The sequence below is a fragment of the Centipeda felix genome (assembly GCF_900186465.1).
GTDB lineage: Bacteria > Bacillota > Negativicutes > Selenomonadales > Selenomonadaceae > Centipeda > Centipeda felix.
The window spans coordinates 130,482-148,321 of the sequence record NZ_LT891956.1 but is presented as its reverse complement, the minus strand read 5'-3'; the positions used below and the strand labels follow the sequence as shown (position 1 = coordinate 148,321).

15 protein-coding genes and 3 pseudogenes are annotated in these 17,840 nt (G+C 60.8%); 7 read left to right on the top strand and 11 right to left on the bottom strand.

The features are described 5' to 3' along the window. Nucleotides 1-200: 200 nt before the first annotated feature. Together C1713_RS12270 and C1713_RS01780 are read left to right on the top strand one after the other, a co-directional pair. A complete protein-coding gene (locus tag C1713_RS12270) occupies nt 201-2,525 on the top strand; it encodes an autotransporter outer membrane beta-barrel domain-containing protein (protein WP_245870906.1) in 2,325 nt (774 codons plus the stop codon). After that, nucleotides 2,425-3,210, top strand: a complete 786-nt coding sequence (locus C1713_RS01780; RefSeq protein ID WP_245870940.1) for an autotransporter outer membrane beta-barrel domain-containing protein — start codon at nt 2,425-2,427, stop codon at nt 3,208-3,210. The genes C1713_RS12270 and C1713_RS01780 overlap by 101 nt, the downstream gene beginning before the upstream one ends. A gap of 77 nt (nt 3,211-3,287) precedes the next feature. Here the strand turns inward: C1713_RS01780 and C1713_RS01775 are convergent, their stop codons facing one another. After that, the gene (locus tag C1713_RS01775; RefSeq protein WP_050342119.1) at nt 3,288-3,695 is read right to left on the bottom strand and encodes a hypothetical protein; all 408 of its coding nucleotides are present in this window, start codon (nt 3,693-3,695) and stop codon (nt 3,288-3,290) included. A gap of 135 nt (nt 3,696-3,830) precedes the next feature. On the opposite strand from C1713_RS01775, the pseudogene C1713_RS01770 reads away from it, so the two are divergent. The 3 genes and pseudogenes from C1713_RS01770 to C1713_RS12265 all read left to right on the top strand — a co-directional run. Further along, nucleotides 3,831-4,354 (top strand): annotated as a pseudogene (locus tag C1713_RS01770) (threonine aldolase family protein); the annotation flags it as partial. 196 nt (nt 4,355-4,550) lie between these two features. Next, nucleotides 4,551-6,089, top strand: coding sequence for a WG repeat-containing protein (locus tag C1713_RS01765; protein ID WP_245870904.1), 1,539 nt, complete (start codon nt 4,551-4,553; stop codon nt 6,087-6,089). A 165-nt stretch (nt 6,090-6,254) separates the two neighbouring features. Next, on the top strand, nt 6,255-6,404 hold the full coding sequence (locus tag C1713_RS12265) for a secretion protein HlyD (protein ID WP_071884711.1): 150 nt from the start codon (nt 6,255-6,257) through the stop codon (nt 6,402-6,404). 101 nt (nt 6,405-6,505) lie between these two features. On the opposite strand, the gene C1713_RS01755 is transcribed toward C1713_RS12265, so the two are convergent. Beyond that, nucleotides 6,506-6,937 (bottom strand): hypothetical protein, encoded by a 432-nt coding sequence (locus C1713_RS01755; RefSeq protein WP_102492831.1) that lies wholly within the window; start codon nt 6,935-6,937, stop codon nt 6,506-6,508. 273 nt (nt 6,938-7,210) lie between these two features. Between C1713_RS01755 and C1713_RS01750 the strand changes: the two genes are divergently transcribed. Beyond that, entirely contained in the window at nt 7,211-8,518 is a 1,308-nt protein-coding gene (locus tag C1713_RS01750; protein ID WP_102492830.1) for a WG repeat-containing protein, read from the top strand. A gap of 131 nt (nt 8,519-8,649) precedes the next feature. On the opposite strand, the gene C1713_RS01745 is transcribed toward C1713_RS01750, so the two are convergent. Both C1713_RS01745 and C1713_RS01740 read right to left on the bottom strand, forming a co-directional pair. After that, nucleotides 8,650-9,051 carry a hypothetical protein gene (locus C1713_RS01745; RefSeq protein WP_009753484.1) on the bottom strand — a complete coding sequence of 134 codons (402 nt, stop codon included), beginning with the start codon at nt 9,049-9,051 and terminating at the stop codon, nt 8,650-8,652. A gap of 226 nt (nt 9,052-9,277) precedes the next feature. Continuing rightward, on the bottom strand, nt 9,278-9,688 hold the full coding sequence (locus tag C1713_RS01740; RefSeq protein WP_102492829.1) for a hypothetical protein: 411 nt from the start codon (nt 9,686-9,688) through the stop codon (nt 9,278-9,280). Nucleotides 9,689-9,833: 145 nt separating this feature from the next. On the opposite strand from C1713_RS01740, the gene C1713_RS12550 reads away from it, so the two are divergent. Further along, on the top strand, nt 9,834-9,956 hold the full coding sequence (locus C1713_RS12550) for a hypothetical protein (protein ID WP_009753482.1): 123 nt from the start codon (nt 9,834-9,836) through the stop codon (nt 9,954-9,956). 298 nt (nt 9,957-10,254) lie between these two features. On the opposite strand, the gene C1713_RS01735 is transcribed toward C1713_RS12550, so the two are convergent. The 7 genes and pseudogenes from C1713_RS01735 to jag all read right to left on the bottom strand — a co-directional run. Further along, entirely contained in the window at nt 10,255-11,361 is a 1,107-nt protein-coding gene (locus C1713_RS01735; RefSeq protein ID WP_102492828.1) for an ABC transporter permease, read from the bottom strand. Beyond that, nucleotides 11,358-11,846, bottom strand: a pseudogene (locus tag C1713_RS01730) (AAA family ATPase); the annotation flags it as partial. The gene C1713_RS01735 and the pseudogene C1713_RS01730, both read right to left, overlap by 4 nt. A gap of 183 nt (nt 11,847-12,029) precedes the next feature. Continuing rightward, a pseudogene (locus tag C1713_RS01725) lies at nt 12,030-12,472 on the bottom strand (ABC transporter ATP-binding protein); the annotation flags it as partial. Then, the gene (locus C1713_RS01720) at nt 12,462-13,454 is read right to left on the bottom strand and encodes an HlyD family secretion protein (protein ID WP_245870900.1); all 993 of its coding nucleotides are present in this window, start codon (nt 13,452-13,454) and stop codon (nt 12,462-12,464) included. The pseudogene C1713_RS01725 and the gene C1713_RS01720, both read right to left, overlap by 11 nt. Nucleotides 13,455-13,649: 195 nt before the next feature. Continuing rightward, nucleotides 13,650-15,530 carry a tRNA uridine-5-carboxymethylaminomethyl(34) synthesis enzyme MnmG gene (gene mnmG / locus C1713_RS01715; protein ID WP_102492826.1) on the bottom strand — a complete coding sequence of 627 codons (1,881 nt, stop codon included), beginning with the start codon at nt 15,528-15,530 and terminating at the stop codon, nt 13,650-13,652. Nucleotides 15,531-15,584: 54 nt separating this feature from the next. Beyond that, nucleotides 15,585-16,964, bottom strand: a complete 1,380-nt coding sequence (gene mnmE / locus C1713_RS01710; protein ID WP_102492825.1) for a tRNA uridine-5-carboxymethylaminomethyl(34) synthesis GTPase MnmE — start codon at nt 16,962-16,964, stop codon at nt 15,585-15,587. 234 nt (nt 16,965-17,198) lie between these two features. Next, nucleotides 17,199-17,840 (bottom strand): RNA-binding cell elongation regulator Jag/EloR (gene jag / locus C1713_RS01705; protein ID WP_245870897.1); only part of this gene is annotated, 642 nt, incomplete at its 5' end.

Here is a 17,840-nt window from a genome sequence, read left to right as displayed (position 1 = left end):
AGACAGGGCACGGCATGCGCGCCTCCACGAAATGACGGGACTCTGCTCCCGTCTAATATCACCGCCATAATGCAGCAGCCAAACGGAATGAGTCCCGCCTCATCCCCTACGTTTGCCCCATTTACGCATACGATTGGCTATGTTATCAATGGGATGGATATATTCTCATTAGAACAGGCACGTTGAAAGGAGTCAATGCTATGAATCGCAGGGGACAGATGCGTCTGGGCGCACTGATTGCAGCAGGGCTGGCGCTCGGAGGAGTGAACGCATCCGCTTCACCGATCGAGGACAATCATCACGTAACGGTGACGGATGGCAGTCAGGGCACGGTATACGGCGGCTATGCAGAGCTGCGTCATGATAACGGTGACGGCACAGCGTCATCAAGCAGTAATACGCTTGATGTACGAACCAATGACGAGCTTGGCTTCCTTGCGGGCGGGTGGGTCGAATACCAGCGCTACGACAACGCGACGACGCCGGGCGCGACCACGCTCACGGCGAGCGGGAACACCCTCACGCTCGCACAGGGAGAAACGACCCATCTCTACGGCGGCAACATCCGCATCTATAGTACGCAGGGAGGCCCCGTCAACTATCGGGCAAATAACAATACAATCCTTGTAAATGCAGGGGGCAAACAGATCGGCGACCTCTACGGCGCGCACATCGAGCAAAAGGCTGCGGGTGCGGGTACGTCCTTTACCGCCGAGGCAAAGGGGAACCGCGTGACCAACACGGGCGGTGCGATCAATCACGCCGCCGCCTCGGTCGATCTCATCGGAACGACTGCCACGCGCGTCAGCGTGACGGTCGATGACAACGACGTGATCGGCACGGGCGGAACATACTCCTACACGTTCGACGGTGGCTTTGGCTCGATCAAAACGGACAGCGGCGCGGCGGAGACAATCGTCACGAACAACGATATCACGATCGACGGCGGCACGCTCACGCATGGATTCTCCGCGCAGGGCGGCTTTGCCCGAGCCGAGACGGGAGGCGGCGCAGCAGAGGCGCACGCGGACAAAAACACTGTCACCCTCAGAAATTCATCAAGCACCAATGGCGGCTACATCGGCGGCTCAGCCTATGCCAACGCCTCGGGCGCGGGCGCAACTGCATCGGCAAATGAGAATGCCGTCGCCATCACGGGCGGCACCTATTCGAATGGGCGTAATGTCACAGGCGGCTCTGCAACTGTCCTGAACGGCGCGGGCACAAACCTTGCGACGGCAAACGCAAACCGCGTCACACTCAGCCCCACGAACGCCGCGTGGGAAGAGATCAGGGGCGGTAGGGCGATTGCGAATGGGATATCTGCCGCGTCCACGGCGACTGCGGACGGCAATATCCTGACGCTCAGCGCGGGCACCTTCGAGCAGCCTGTCTACGGCGGCGATGCGAGTGCCGCATCGAGCAGCAATACGGCAGTCGCTGCCGCAGAGAGCAATGAGCTCCATATCAGCGGCGGCAAATATGAGGACGCGATCTACGGCGGGCGTGCAACGACGGACGGCTCTGCCGGCACAACTGCCATCGTACGGGGCAATACGGTCGAAATCTCAGGGGCTCCCAACCTCAGTGCGGCACACCTCCACGGCGGCGTGGCTACGGCGGCAAATGTGACACGGGAAAACAACGCACTCATCGTACGCGAGACGAAGGGAATCACAGCCAAGAGCATTGCGGATTTTCAGCGGCTTGCGTTCTACGTGCCCGCAGGGATGACGGAGAACGACACAATGCTGCGCGTCACGGGGAGTGCGAATACGAATCTCAATGGCACAGCACTTGAGGCATACATGCCGGGCAGCAGCACGGCGAACCGCCTCCGCCTCCTCTACGCAGAGAATGCGCAGATCGATACGGACAGTGCGACCACGATGACCGTCTACGAGGGCGTCTCGGGACATCGGACGGCACGAATGGGCGTCACGGCGAATAAGAAGGAGCTCGTAGTGAAGGTCGACGGCAGCGCCATCGACGGGGGTACGACACCAACGCCAAACCCGAACCCGAATCCGAATCCTAACCCTAACCCAAACCCAAACCCGAATCCCAACCCGAACCCAAATCCGAACCCGAATCCAAATCCGAACCCTAATCCTAACCCAAATCCGAACCCGAATCCCAACCCGAATCCTAACCCAAATCCGAACCCGAATCCCAACCCAAATCCGAATCCGAACCCAAATCCGAACCCCAACCCAAATCCGAATCCGAATCCGAATCCTAACCCCGGCAATAACAACTTCGTTCTGCACGAGAACACGAAGTCCCTTGCCGAGACCATGACGGGCACAGCGGCATTTCTCGGTGCGAGCGGCGACCTCATCGCGGGCGGCGGCATGGCGAGCCGGCATGGCGAGCGCCTCAGCCGAGGCAGCGGGCGCGGGCGGATTCGCCCCCTTTGCCGCAATCGGCGGATCGAGCCTGCGCCACGAGACCGGTTCGCACGTCAACGTCCGCGGCATGAATCTCGCCGTCGGCTTCTCCCGCGAGGTCATGCGCGGCAATGACCGCATCCTCTTCGGCCCCATCGTTGAATACGGGCGCGGCAGCTACGACTCCTACCTCGACGACGGCACCCACGGCGAGGGCAATACCCACTACGTCGGCGGCGGCGCCTTCCTGCGTCAGGAGAAGAAGGGCGGCATGTTCTACGAGGGCAGCCTGCGCTTCGGGCGCATGAGCACGGACTATGAGGCAGACCTTCCCGTCGGAGGGATCACGCGCCGCGCATCCTACGATACGGACGCGAACTACATCGGCGCGCATCTCGGCGTCGGCCACACGGCAAAGGCGGCAAACGGAACGGAGCGCGAGCTCTATCTGCGCTACTTCTATACGCATCAGAACGGAGCGAGCGCAACCCTCTCGACCGGCGACCGCTATGACTTCCACGCCGTCGACAGCCACCGCCTGCGCACGGGCGCACGCTGGACGATCCCGAAGGGGAGCGGCGCACTCATCCTCGGCACTTCCCTTCAGTATGAATTCAAGGGGGACGCAGGTGCAACTTACCACACGGGCGGCTTCTCCTACGATACCCCAAGCCCTTCGCTCAAGGGCCTCTCGGGCAGCCTTGAGCTCGGTTACCGCACGAACCTCAGCAAGCGCGCCACCGCCGATCTCAGCGTCGAGGGCTGGGCCGGCAAGCAGCGCGGCGTCACCTTCAAGGCAGGGCTTGACTGGGGATTTTGACGTTCCCGCATTGTTACAAACCAAAAGACCTCCCGCACCATCCTCGGTGCGAGAGGTCTTTGTCTTGACCGAATGCCTTACATCATCTGAGAGACAGCTGCCGCCGTCGCGACGGAGCTCTGCGCCGCCTTCGACATGAGCAGCGGATCCGCGGTCTGCTCGAGGGCCTGATGCTTCATCTTTTGGATTGTTTCGGAGACGAGATCCTTGCCCGCCTCGGGATGCGAGCCGCGCGTCACAATCTGGGAGATGAGCTTCGTCCCCTGATAGATCTGCGTGATGACCGAGCCGTCCGCGAGCACGCGCGTGATGACGGTATCGCCGACCTTCTCCGCCCAGTCGCGCGCCTCTGCCGCCTTGGACTCCTTGAGGTTCTGCAACATCCGCGCAAATGTGTCGGACGTGTCCTCCTTCGCCGCATGGGTGCGCTGCTCGGATGATGTGGGCACTACTCCACGGCTGCCATAGATTTTCTCGAGTTCCATCGGTTTCCCTCCCTTCGTGCTTCCTGCATGATATTGCTGTCCTTACTGTTTCTATCGGAGAAATCCCCCCCCTCTTAACATTTTCCTTGAATCCCCATCGATTTTCCGATAATATAGAATCGTACGAAAAAGGAGATGACGAGAATGAGCGAACTGCTGTCCTTTGGCTCGGACTATCTGGAGGGGCACATGCAGAGATTCTGCGGCGGCTCATAGAGACAAATCTGGAGCAGACGGCCGGCTACGGGCTGGACACTTATTCCGATGCGGCGCGTGCGAAGATCCGAAGGGCGTGCCGCAGTCCGCGTGCGGAGATTCACTTCCTCTCGGGGGGAACGCAGACGAACCGCATCGTGATCTCATCTCTGCTGCATCCCTATGAGGGCGTGATTGCCGCAGATACGGGGCATATCACCGTACACGAGGCGGGCGCAATCGAGTGCGGCGACCACAAGGTGCTCGCGCTCCCGCATGCGGACGGCAAACTCACGGCACGCGCCATCGAGAGCTGTCTGCGTACGTATCACGAGGACGCGAACCGCGATCACATGGTGCGCCCCGGCATGGTCTACCTCTCGCACCCGACGGAGTACGGGACGCTCTACACCATGGACGAGCTCGAGGTCATCAGCGCCATCTGCCGCGCGTCACCTGCGCCATATCCATCGCGGGAACTGCTGAGTGCCTGCGGCGCACAATGTTCGAAGGAACACAAAAACCCGTACACCTTCCCCATGGTGTGCGGGTTTTTGCGACAAGGATTTTCATTTTATCCATTTCCATGGCAGGGAAAGCACTGATTCTGCGCGAATAACAGCAGGATAAGGAAATTTCCAAGAATAAAGGGGAATGAATATGACACAGAAGAAGACGCCGCGTCTGCGCACCGCCATCGCCGCGCTCGCTGCCGCAGGCCTGATCGCGGCACAGATGCCTCACGCCGCCGCCGAATCCATTCACGACAACCCGCTCTACACGGGGATGGGCATCCTGGTCGACCGCGGACAGGAGCCGTCCGCCGCCGTCCATGCGGCACCGCTCGCCCTCGTCAAGACCGCAGGGAAATGGGGCGCCGTCTCGACGACGGGTGCCGCCGTGATCGCAGCGGAGTACGATGAGATACGTCCCTATGCAGAGGGCTATCTCCTCGTGCGTCAGGGGAAGAAATGGGGCGTGCTCCGCGCGGACGGCAAGCAGGTCGTCCCCGCCGCCTATCGTCACATCGAGGAGCTGACAGAGGATCGCATCGTCGTACAGGATGCGGACAAGAAATGGGGCTGCTATGGGACGGACGGCACGCTGATCCTCCCCGTCGTCCACCGCGACATTGTCCCCTATCATAACGGCGCCGCCATCGTGCAGGGCACGGACAAGCGATGGAGCTTTTACCGTGCGGACGGCTCCCGCCTGACGGAGAAGTCGTACACGTCGGCGGGTATCTTCTCCGAGGGGCTGGCGAGCGTCATGGAGGACAAGAAGCACGTCGGCTTCATCGACAAGACGGGCGCAGAGGTGATCGCGCCGCAGTACGCCTCGGCGAGTATTTTCTCCGAGGGACTGGCCGCTGTCGAGGTCGGGGGCAAGTGGGGCTTTATCGACAGGACGGGCACGATGGTGATCGCGCCGCAGTATCGGGACATCCCCACGGGATTCAGCGAGGGGCTCGCCGCCGTGCGCGGGAAGAAGGGGCTCGCCTACATCGACAAGACGGGCACGCAGGTCTTTGCCGCGCCGTACGACAGCGCACTGCCCTTTCATGACGGGCTCGCCGAGGTGCGCCGCAAGGTAAAATCGACGAACTTTCTCGGCGCGGTGTTCACCATCGTCGCCGGCACAGCAGGCCAGTACATCTATGACCCGCTCATGCTCGACGATGAAAATGTGAAGCGCGGCTACATCGACAAGACGGGCACGATGATCGTCTCGATCAAGAACGACTACAACAGCACATTCGTTGACGGCATGGCACTCGTCAAGGTAAAGAGCCGCTGGGGCTGCGTTGACCGCACGGGGGCATATCTCGTTCCCGCAAACTACCGCATGATGCGCCGCTTCTCCGAGGACCGCGCCGCCGTGCAGGATACGGCAGAGCTGTGGGGCTACGCGGCAAAGGACGGCAGTGTTGCCATCGCGCCCACGTACAATGCCGTGCAGGACTTTCACGAGGGGCTGGCCGCCGTCGTCAAGGGCGGAAAGCCGTTCTTCATCGACAAAACGGGGCGCGTCCCCTTCCTCACGCCGAGCACAGTGACGGAGCTCGGCAGCTTCGCCGCAGGGCTTGCCCCCGCCAAGGTCGGCGACAAGTGGGGCTACATCGACCACAGCGGCAGTATGGTGATCGCACCGCAGTACGAGGACGCGGGCATGTTCTTTGGCGCTCCGGCGAAGAAATAAGGGCTCTGGCGGATTTTTAGGGAAACACTGATAAAATGAGGTCTGCCAGATTGGCGTAGATTTTTTCGTCCGAACGAGGTGGGAAACCGGACGCAGAGTGGTGCTCTGTGGAGGATTTTCCGCCGAAGTGCGGGCAAAAAAGATGCGCTGGGAAGTACTGATAAAATAAAGTCCGTCGAATTGGTGCAGATTTTTTGTCCTGTCAAGGAGACAAACCGGACGCATAGCAGAGGCTATGTGGAGGATTTGTCGACACAGACAGGGCGAAAAAGATGTACTAAGACGGCGGTGCTGAGTTTATCAGTACTTCCCTAAGATGGTTGTACCGAATTTATCAGTGCTTCCTTAGCACAGCAAATGAAAAAGCACGGCTTTATCGCTAATCCGTGCTTTTTGATTGTCTCCGTCGCCCTGCCTCACTCCAAAAGGTGTGGATCGATGATAATGCGGCGCACGCCATGCCGGCGGAACTCCTCGGCGAGCTCCTTCGTGGTGAGGCTCATCAGCGCCAGCGAGGTGGCGAGCACCATCTTTTTCATGTGGACGCTCCCATCGTAGAAAAATGACCGGCTCACCGTCCCGTCGTGCAATACGATCTGCATCTTGCCCGTATGCGAGACCGGGCTGCGCACCCAGTGATGGGTAAAGCGCACCTCACGGATCTGATCGAGCGCGTATGTCTTCTCGTGCATCCCCGGGAAGGAGTAATAGAATACGGTCAGCCGTCTGTTCTCAAAATGGAGGAATTTTTTGGTCGCCCCGCCGCTCAGCCCGCGGTACATCGACCACAGCGCTGCTCCACATGCCACCACGCCGAACAGAATCAGGACAAACATCGATGTCGTCATCTATCGCCATGCCTCCTGGGGGATCCCTGTGACCGAATTGCTTTGACCATCATGATAGCATCGACGGATTAGATTCGTCTTACGAAAAAGCACGGCCTTGCCATCTGCCGTGCTTTTTTGATGAATCCAACCGCCGCCGTTCATCGCGCCGATGGAAAAGTGATGCGTGAAGCGCTGTGGAGGATCACAGGAAAAACTGGAGAAGCCCCCCTGTGCCCTATGCAGGAAAGCGCGTCTTTTCCGCGAAATAGAACAAAATGAAACGATTGCGCCATGACAAAGGAGAACGAAATGACACGGATGAACATGACACGCCTGTGCACCGCCGTCGCCGCGCTCAGCACCGCCCTCCTCCTCAGCACGGGCATCGGACAGGCGGCAGAAAAACCGCAGGAGGAGCTGTCCTCCGCCGTCATCATGACGGACACCGCACGTACCGTATTCCAAGTACAGAAAAACGGAAAATGGGGTTCCATCACTGCCGATGGAACGGAGGTCGTCCCCCTTGTGTATGACCGCATCGTCACCTATGCAGAGGGTTATCTCATCGTCCAGAAGGGGGACGGACTGGGCATCATCCGTACCGACGGCACGCAGATCGTCCCCGCGGCCTACGTGAATATCAAACCGCCGATGGATGACATCATCGTCGTACGCGACGAGAAGGGCAATATGGTCATCCCCCCTTCGTACGATCGCGCAGAGCCATTCCACGAGGATCGCGCCGCCGTCAATATCGACAAGAAATGGGGCTTTATCGACAGGAGCGGTGCAATGGTGATCGCGCCGCAGTTTCGCAAACTAGGCCATCCGAAAGAATTTCATGAGGGGTATGCCTTGGTCATGAAAGGAAAAAAGATCACCTTCATCGACAAGGCAGGAAAGACACCGTTCAAAATGCAGTGGACCAAAGCCCGCTCCTTCTATGACGGGCTTGCCGCAGTTTCCCATTCCCGTGATACAAGTACACTGGCCGATTTGGGTTCAGCAATTACATGCGCGCTCTCTCTTGCCGCAGGAGCGCCGCTCTATGAAGATGACGGCAGCATCATCGACGATGGGGCTCGACGCGGGTATATCAATACCTCCGGCACGGAGGTTATCCCATCCACGAACGACTATACCACCATGTTCAAGGACGGCATCGCCCTCGTCAAGGTGCATGGACAATGGGGTGCCGTCGATCGAAGCGGTGCCAATATCATCCATCCGCAGTACAGCAGGATGCACTATTTTTGCGATGATCTGGCTGCTGTGTACGACGGCAGAAAGTGGGGCTACGTCGGCAGGGACGGCATCATGCACATCCCTCCTGCCTACGATGAAGCAGACGATTTCCATGAGGGGCTCACGCGCGTACGTGCGGCAGACGATGTCCTTATCATTGACAAGACCGGACAGATTGCCTTTCATCTCCCTGCGGGGCTGGAGTTCCCGTGGCATTTCTCCGCCGGAATTGCCCCGATCATAAAGGACGGCAAGTGGGGATTCATTGATCGGAGCGGCAGCATTGTCGTCTCCCCACAGTATAGTGCGGTACTGCGATACGACGTGGTGTGGATGATGGGATCGTCAATGTAATACAGCGGATAAAAGGCACGACAGGGATGCAGAAGTCTCGATCTGATCTGACTGATCCATGCTCCCCCATACACAAAACGACCTCTCACACATTCCACTGGGTGAGAGGTCGTTTTGGCAATGTTATGATGTTATAACGTATTGCTGATGTGTTCCGTGCGTTCGGCCGCCCCCTGCGGTGTCAACGATGCGAGCATTGCAGCGGCGGACTGTGCTGCACCGGGCAGATAGGTCGCCTGCTCCGCGATGAGCGCCTTGCTCGGAGTGAGACGATTGCCGTGTGTCGTTGTCTCAGAAATGAGACGCGCTCCCTTGTAGGCGCGGGTAACAACGGACCCATCCGCGAGCACACGCGTGACAATCGTATCCGGCTCGCTGTTCTCGGGGTTTTGGAGTTCCGCTTCTGCCGCGTCGCGTTCTTCCTGCAGGATACGCGCAAAAGTGTCGCCCGTATCCTCGCCGAGATGCGTGGTGCGGCGCACAGGAGTCGGTGCTGCAATACCTCGCCCGACATATATTTTATCGAATTTCATATTCTTCCCTCCTTTCGCGCTCCCTGCGAGATAGTAACCTCCTATCACTGTTATCGGAATGACGCAGATATTCTTAAGTAGATTCAGAAACTTTAGTTAAATTCTAAGGAATTGTCACGTCCATGTAACAAAACGCGTATTGTTTCACAGATGGAAAACAGAGCAGTGGGGCGGGAGAGACACAGCGACCTCCCGTCCGCATAGGATAGGAGGTCAGCTGCATGGATCAGTCGGATGATACCGCAGTGCCAATGAGTGCCGCGATGCCCTGTGCACCCTGCGCTGCGTGCGAGTCAAGCAGGGGGTTCTGCGCCGCATCCTCGTCAAGCTTCAGCTGCTCGACACGCTCGGAGATGAGTGCCTTGCCCGCCTCGGGGTTCGTCCCGGGCGTCGTCGTCTCAGAGATCAGCGTCGTTCCCTTATAGATCTGTGTGATGACTGAGCCGTCCGCGAGCACGCGCGTGACGACGGTATCGCCCTCAAGGTCCTCACGTCCATAGCTGTTGACGGGCTTGGCCTCGCGCATGTTCTGCAGCATCCGTGCAAATGTGCCGGAGGTGTCCTCCTTCGCACGGGTGCGCCGCGCAGATGATGCGGGCACTGCTCCGCCGCTGCCATAGATTTTCTCAAGTTCCACTTCAATCCCTCCCTTCTTGCATCCTGTGCTGTACGATTGTCCTTACCATTTCTATCGGAAAAAAAGTTCCCTTTCTTAACAAATCTCCTTGAATCCCCGTATGCTGTCCGATGGTATAGAATCGTGCAAAAAAGGAGCCGATGAAATGGGCGAACGGCTTTCCTTTGCCTCGGGCTATATGGAGGGAACGCACGCGGGACGTGGAGCGGCTGACTGCGGTGTTATAAAGAAAAAATCCGCTTGCATCGGAGCAGGCGGGCTGTTATAGTAAGCATAGAAAGAACCGTCCTTGACGGCATCTTTCCAAGGCTGCTTAATATTCTTTCGAATAACCGCTCACTCGGTCAAAAGCTGGGCGGTTACTTTTTTTATCGCTAAAATATAGTCTGTGGCAGCGACCAACAAGAGAATCGCACCGATTTCAGACATATCCGCTCACCCCCTTTCGGGGGAAAGACACCGCCGCGGGATTGCTCCCGCCCCGGATGTTCAAATACATGGCAACACCGTCGAATTTAAAATACAAACATATTTTCGCCCTTGGATCCATCGCGTCCAAGGGCGTTTTATATGACCGACCGCTTGAATTTCCGCACGGCGGTGCCGAAGAAGACGAGGATAAAGAGGGCGAGAAAGGCGGTCTGCTGATAGAGCGCCGTGATGCCGCCGCCCTTGAGGAAGATCATGCGCAGGATCTCGATGTAGTGTGTCATGGGGATGGCGAGGCTAAGGTACTGAAAGAATGTGGGCATCGCCTCGCGCGGGAACATGAAGCCCGAGAGGAGGATGCCCGGCAGGAGCGTTGCAATGCTCATGAGGCCTGCCTGCAGCTGGTTCTGCGCGAGCGATGCGATCATGAGCCCCATCGTGAGCGAGGCGAGCAGGAAGAGGGTCGTGAGCGCATAGAGGAGCAGGATGCTCCCGCGCAGGGGCACGCCGAAGACCGCAAGGGCGATGAGGACGCAGATCGTCGTCTGAATGTAGCCGAGGATGATGTAGGGCAGGATCTTGCCGATGAGCAGTTCCCATATATGCAGCGGCGTTACGAGGAGCTGCTCAAGCGTGCCCGCCTCGCGTTCGCGCACGATGGACATGGAGACCATGAGCACCATGGTGATCGAGAGGATGATGCCCATGAGTGCGGGCAGCATGTAGTAGGCGGTGACGGCATCGGGGTTGTACCATGCGCGGATGCGCACGTCGTAGGCAGGCGCAGCCACGGGCGCCCCGCGCACAGCGACGGGCTGCACCCGCATGCCAAGCCCCGTCAGGGCGGCGATGGCAGAGGTCGAGGCGATGGAGTCCGAGGCGTCGACAATCGCCTGAATCGGCACGGTGTGCCCCGCGTTTGCCTCCCGTACAAGATCGGGCGAAAAGACAATGCCGATCTTTGCATCGCCGCGCTCGATCCGCTCGTTCAGCTCATCGTAGCTCCACGCGATATAGCGCAGGTCGAAATAGCTGCTCGCCGTCATCGCAGCAAGGAAGCTGCGGCTCTCCTCGCTCCGCGACTGATCAAATACGACCGTGGACTGGTGCCGCACGTCCGTACGGATGGCAAAGCCGAACACAACGAGGTAGATGACGGGCAGGAGGAAAGTCACGCCGATCGTGATCGGGTCGCGCCGCATCTGAATGAGCTCCTTCGCGAGCAGTGCAAGAATGCGCGTCATCCCTGTGCCTCCCTCTGCCGCCGGTCGTAGTAGATAAAGACGTCCTCCATCGTGAGATCCCACGGTGCCGCGTGCAGCTGCTCCGGCAGCACAGTCTCCCGCGGAACGAGTGCACGCACCTGCCGTCCGAATACATAGACCTCATCGCAGGGCACACCCGCCGCCCGCAGCGCCGCCGCCCCCTCCTCCGCACTGTCCTGCGGCAGGATGTAGAGCCGCGCGGGCAGCTCCTCCTTGAGCGCAAACGGGGAACCGGAGGCGATCTTCTTCCCGCGCTGCAGAAAGGCAATCTCATCGCAGTGCTCCGCCTCATCCATAAAATGCGTCGTGACAAAGATCGTCGTCCGCTCCGTGCCCGCCATCTCCGAGAGCAGGTTCCAAAAGAGCCGCCGCGAGGTTGGGTCAACGGCGGAGGTCGGCTCGTCGAGCACGAGGAGCGCGGGGCGGTGGAGAATCGCGCAGCCGAGCGCGAGGCCCGTCTCTTATACACCTCTAGATGGGTATAAGAAACAGGTCGTTGTCTCAGAAATGAGACGCGCTCCCTTGTAGGCGCGGGTAACACTCTCTGCCGATCTGGCCTCGTCAACGCCGCCATGGATCAGCTCTGCGTCCATGAGGTGTTGCTCGGTGCGTGCGCTGTCTCTTATCCTCATCGAGATGTGTATAGGAGCCAGCCCGAGAGGCCGCCCGCGAGCACGTCGGCGCGGTCCGTGAGCTGCATCCGTGCAATCACCTCCGCGACGCGCGTGCGCCGCTCCTCCCGCGGCAGACCATAGAGCCCGCCGTAGAACATCATGTTTTCACGAACGGTCATATTCGCATAGAGGCTGAACCGCTGCGACATGTAGCCGAGCGCCTGCCGCGCGCGCTCCGGATGCACGGCGGTATTGCAGCCGAGCACGAATGCCGTGCCGCTCGTCGGCGGGAGGAGCCCGCAGATCATGCGGATGGCCGTGGACTTCCCCGATCCGTTCGAGCCGATGAAACCGTAGATCGCCCCGCGCGGCACGGAGAGATTCAGCCGGTCCACCGCAGTGTAGCTGCCGAATACGCGCGTGAGGTCGTGCGTCTCGATCACGGGCGCATCGTCCGCGCGCGGCTCACGTTCCATTCCGGGGCTCCAAGTCCACATCCGCGGGCATGCCGGGCTTTAGAATGCCCGCGGCATTATCCACCGCGACCTTTACACCAAAGACGAGGTTCGCGCGCTCGTTCTTCGTGATGCTCTGGCGCAGGGTAAACTCCGCCGCATCGCTGATCTCCTTGATCGTGCCGTCCAAAGGCTCCGTCTGTCCGTCGATGTAGACCTTCGCCGGATCCCCGATGCGCAGATCGCCGAGCACGTCGGTCGGCACATAGACCTTGACCCAAACGTCCTGCGGGTCGATGAGCGTTGCAATCGGCGTGCCCGCACGGACAAACTCGCCCCGTTCATAGTTCTTTGACAGGACGATGCCGTCCTTCGGCACGCGGACCGTGAGATCGCTGACTGCAGAGGCGTCGATTTCGAGGATTGCCTGCTGGCGCCGCACATCCTCCTCCGCCATGCGGATATCCTCGGGACGGCTGCCGCTCTCCGTGAGCGCCTGTTCCTGCTGTGCCGCGCGCAGGTTCGCATTCGCCGCGTCGCGCGCCTCGCGCAGGCCATCAAATGCCTGTTGGGAGATTGCTCCGCCCGCGATGAGCTCCGCGCCGCGCGCATAGTCGGCATCTGCTTTCTCTGCGGCAGCGCGTGCGGCATTCGTCCGCTCCGCCGCCGCACGAATCTCCTCCGCACGGTTGCCGCTCTGCGTCCGCTGGAGGCTCGTCTCGGCATGAGCGAGCGCCGCCTCATCGCGCAGAACTGCGGCGTCCAGATCACGCCGGCCAATGCGTGCCGCTGGATCGCCGGCACGCACCGTCATCCCCTCCTGCAGAAAGAGCTCCTCGATGCAGCCGCTCTCCTTCGTGCTGACCTCCACCCGCGTCGCCTCGACCGTCCCCGTGAGGAGCTGCGCGCGCAGCTCCTGCGCCGCGTATTCGCGATGAGCAAATACGGCGAGCAGGATAAGCGCGCCAAGGAGCAGAACGATCCGTGCCATCTTCATCTTCATGCAGCGCTCTCCTTTCCGCAAAATCATATAATCCTATACAGTATATCATTGGCGTGCGCTCAGAGGAATTGATATGTGATTAAAATGGTCTGGTGCTCCGCAGTGTCTTCAAATTTGTCTCCTGCGATTCGAATACAAACATAGTTTCACTCAAAAGAGCCTATCCGCAGACAGGCTCTCTCTTTTTATCTGAAATTACGATGTGCGCCGCGCCCTCTCGAGGTATACGAGCAGGACGGAGATGTCGGCCGGCGAGACGCCGCTGATGCGCGACGCCTGTCCGATGGAGCGCGGGCGGACGGCTGCGAGTTTCTCTGCCGCCTCGAGGCGCAGGCTGCCGATTGCCGCGTAGTCTGTATCGGCGGGGATGCGCCGTGCCTCGAGGCGCTCCATGCGCGCGATCTGCTCCTCCTGTTTCCGTATGTAGCCGTCGTAGCGCGCCATGATCTCGACCTCTTCGCGCACGTCGTCTGCGAGTGCAGGCAGATCAAAGAGCGCGGCGAGCACGCGATAGTCTCCCTCGCGCGCGAGCAGGGCAAAGAGGGTCATGGGTGTCCGCAGTGGAGGGATGCCCGCGCCTGCGAGCAGCGCCTCTGTCTCGGCGCTCGGGCTGAGCCGCCGCTCCCGCAGGAGACGGAGCGCCGCATCGATCGCGCCGCGCTTTGCCGTAAAACGCGCCCAGCGCGCATCCGAGACGAGTCCGATGCGGCGTCCGATGGGCGTCAGCCGCAGGTCGGCGTTGTCCTGCCGCAGGACGAGACGGTACTCGGCGCGGCTTGTCATCATGCGATAGGGTTCGTCCGTGCCCTTCGTCACGAGATCGTCGATAAGGACGCCGATGTAGCCGTCGCTGCGCCGCAGGATGAGCGGCTCCTCTCCCATGCAGGCACGTGCGGCGTTGATGCCCGCAACGAGGCCCTGTGCCGCCGCCTCCTCGTAGCCGCTCGTCCCGTTCGCCTGTCCCGCAGAGTAAAGCCCTGCGATCTCTTTGACCGCGAGGCTCGCCTCCAGCTGCAGCGGGTCGAGGCAGTCGTACTCGATGGCATAGCCGGGGCGCATCATGCGTGCATGGTGCATTCCCGGAATGGTGCGGAGAAACTCCTCCTGCACATCTGTTGGCAGACTGGTAGACATACCCTGTACATATATTTCATTGGTATGCAGTCCCTCCGGCTCAAGAAAGAGCTGATGCCGCTCCTTGTCGGGGAAACGCGCGATCTTCGTCTCGATCGAGGGGCAGTAGCGCGGACCGATGCCCTCGATGACGCCGTTCGCCATCGGCGCACGGTGCAGATTTGCACGGATGACGGCATGGGTCGCCTCGTTCGTGTAGGTGAGCCAGCACGGTGTCTGCTCCGCGGGCATCTCCTCGGTCAAAAAGGAGAATGCCGGCGCAGCGGGGTCGCCCTCCTGCATGGAGGTCTTTGCAAAGTCGATGCTCCGCCGATCAACGCGCGCGGGCGTGCCTGTCTTGAACCGCATGAGGCGAAGCCCTGCCGCGCGCAGGGAGTCCGAGAGCGCCATCGCCGGGCGCTGCCCGTTCGGGCCGCCGTCATAGATCGTCTCTCCGAGGATGATGCGCCCGCGCAGATACGTTCCCGTCGCGAGGATGACGGCGTGTGCCGTCAGGCGTTCCCCCGTCTCGCAGACGACGCCGGTCACACGCTTTTCTCCCGTACTCTCCTCCGTGATGAGCTCCGTTACGAGCAGCTGGCGCACGTCGAGGTTTTCCGTGTTCTCGAGCGTCTCCTTCATGATGCGCTGATAGAGGAACTTGTCCGCCTGCATGCGCAGGGCATGGACGGCAGGTCCCTTGCCCGTGTTCAGCAGGCGCCGCTGGATGCTCGCATGGTCCGCCGCGAGCCCCATCTCACCGCCGAGCGCGTCAATCTCGCGGACGAGGTGGCTCTTGCCGGGGCCGCCGACGGATGGATTGCACGGCATCATGGCGATGTTGTCCAGCGACAGTGTGACGATGAGTGTACGCTGTCCCATACGTGCCGCTGCAAGTGCCGCCTCGACGCCCGCATGGCCTGCGCCGATGACGATGATGTCGTAGTTTGTACTGCTGTTCACGTATATATTTTCCCCTATTTTTATAACATAAATCTGATTTTATTCGTGTTATGTTTACTTCCCGATGCAGAACTCGCTGAAGATGCGGTCGATCAGGTCGGTATCGACGGTCTCGCCGAGGATCTCGCCGAGCGCATCGTAGGCGGCGCGCAGGTCGATGGAGACGAAGTCCGTCCCAAGACCTGCGGCGAGGGTCTCTGCCGCCGCCGCGAGATGCGCCTCCGCGCGGCGCAGTGCCTCGATCTCGCGCTCCTTGTTTGGGAGCGCCCCATCGCTGAGGTCGCCCTCCCGCCGAACGATGTGCGCGGCGATCTCCTCCCGCAGGGCATCAAGCCCCGTGCCCTCCTGCGCCGAGATGCGGAGGACGGGCGCAGCGACGGCGGCAAAGTCCGCCGCACTCAGTACGGAGGGGCGATCCTCCTTGCTGCAGAGAATGATGGTATCTGCCGCTGCTGCCGAAAGACGCGCAAGGAGCGCGTGATCCTCCGCGGTCAGCGGCTCTGACGCGTCAAAGACGGCAAGGATCAGCTCTGCATCCATGAGGTGTTGCTCGGTGCGTGCGACGCCGATCTGCTCGACGGCGTCCTCTGCCGCGCGCAGTCCTGCCGTATCGAGAAGCCGCAGGGGGATGCCCGCCACATTGATCTCCTCCTCGATGACGTCACGCGTCGTGCCCGGCACATCGGTAACAATGGCGCGCTCCATGCCGAGGAGGGCGTTGAGGAGGCTCGATTTTCCGACGTTCGGCCGCCCGACGATGACGGTCTTGACCCCGTCGCGCAGGATGCGCCCCGTATCCGCACCCGCGAGCAGGCGGCGGACGGCGGCAGAGGCGGCGTCGATCTCCGCCGCAAGGTGTTCGGCGGAGGCCGCGGGAATGTCGTCCTCAGGGAAGTCGATCCCTGCCTCGATGTGCGCGACGGCACCGAGGATCTGCGTGCGGATGTCCGTCACTGCATGGGAGAATGCACCTGCGAGCCGCTCCCGTGCGGCATGCGCGGCGCGTGTGCTCTTTGCCGCGATCAGCTCCATGACGCTCTCGGCGCGCGCGAGGTCAAGCCGCCCATGGAGAAAGGCGCGCTTCGTGAACTCTCCCGCCTCTGCGGGACGCGCGCCCGCCTCCCATGTCCTGAGGAGCACCTCGCGCAGGACGACCGCGCCGCCGTGACACTGCAGCTCTGCCGTATCCTCGCCCGTATAGGAGTGCGGCGCACGCATATAGAGGAGGATGCACTCGTCGATCACCGTGCCGTCCGCCGCCGTGATATGACCGTAGCGCGCGGTATAGGGCGCCATGTCGCCGAGCGTGCCGCCCGCCGCAGGCCGAAAGACGCGCTGCGCAACGCCGAGCGCATCCCCCCCGCTCACGCGGATGATGCCGATGCCGCCCGCGCCGTGCGGGGTTGCGATCTGGCTGATGGTATCCTCAGTCATGGCGCGCGTCCTTTCTGTCGTTGTTTGGTGCACTGTGCAAAAAAAGGCTGCTGCACGAAGGTTCCCTCCGTATAACAACCCTATAAGTATCTGCATCAAAATTCTACATCAAAACATTACGACGGCATACTCCACGCAAACACCTCGTTGCACAAGCGGGCGTGCGCGTGTACGCTTATGATCAGCGATTCCCTAGGAGCATTGCCGTCCCCATTTCTCAGTGGAGCGAGGCAGTCACTGTTCGTACGCCTCATAGCCGTCCTCGCTGCGTCCGTAGCGGCGGCGCTTCGGGACGATGACGACGTAGCGGCGCGGGTTGTCGCCCGCGCTGTAGGTCGTGACACGGCGATTGTCCTGCAGTGCCATGTGGATGATCTTGCGCTCGTGGCGGCTCATCGGCTCGAGGTGGATCTCCTCGCCGATGCGGCACGCCTTGTCCGCGAGATGTCCCGCGAGGCGGATGAGCGTCTCCTCGCGGCGGGCGCGGTAGTCCTCCACGTCGAGGATGATGCGCGCAAAGCCCGTCTCCGGGATTTTGTTCACGACGAGGTTCGTGAGGTACTGGAGCGCGTCGAGCGTCGCACCATGCTTGCCGATGAGGATGCCGAGGTTCTCCCCGTGCATGTTGAAGATCGTGCCCGTGGGCGTATCCGCGCGGTTCAGTGTGACGGAGAGTCCCATCGCGGCAAAGATCTTGCCGAGGAAGCCCTCTGCTGCCGCCGCCATCTCATCGGTGAGCGGGAGGAGCGGTACGTCACTGCGCTCGCGGCGCGGGCGCGGCGGATAGCCGCCCTCACGCTCGCGCGGCCCCTCGTAGCGCGGACGCGCATTGCCGTAGCCGCGCGGCGCGTCGTCCCGTGCAGGACGCTCTCGCCG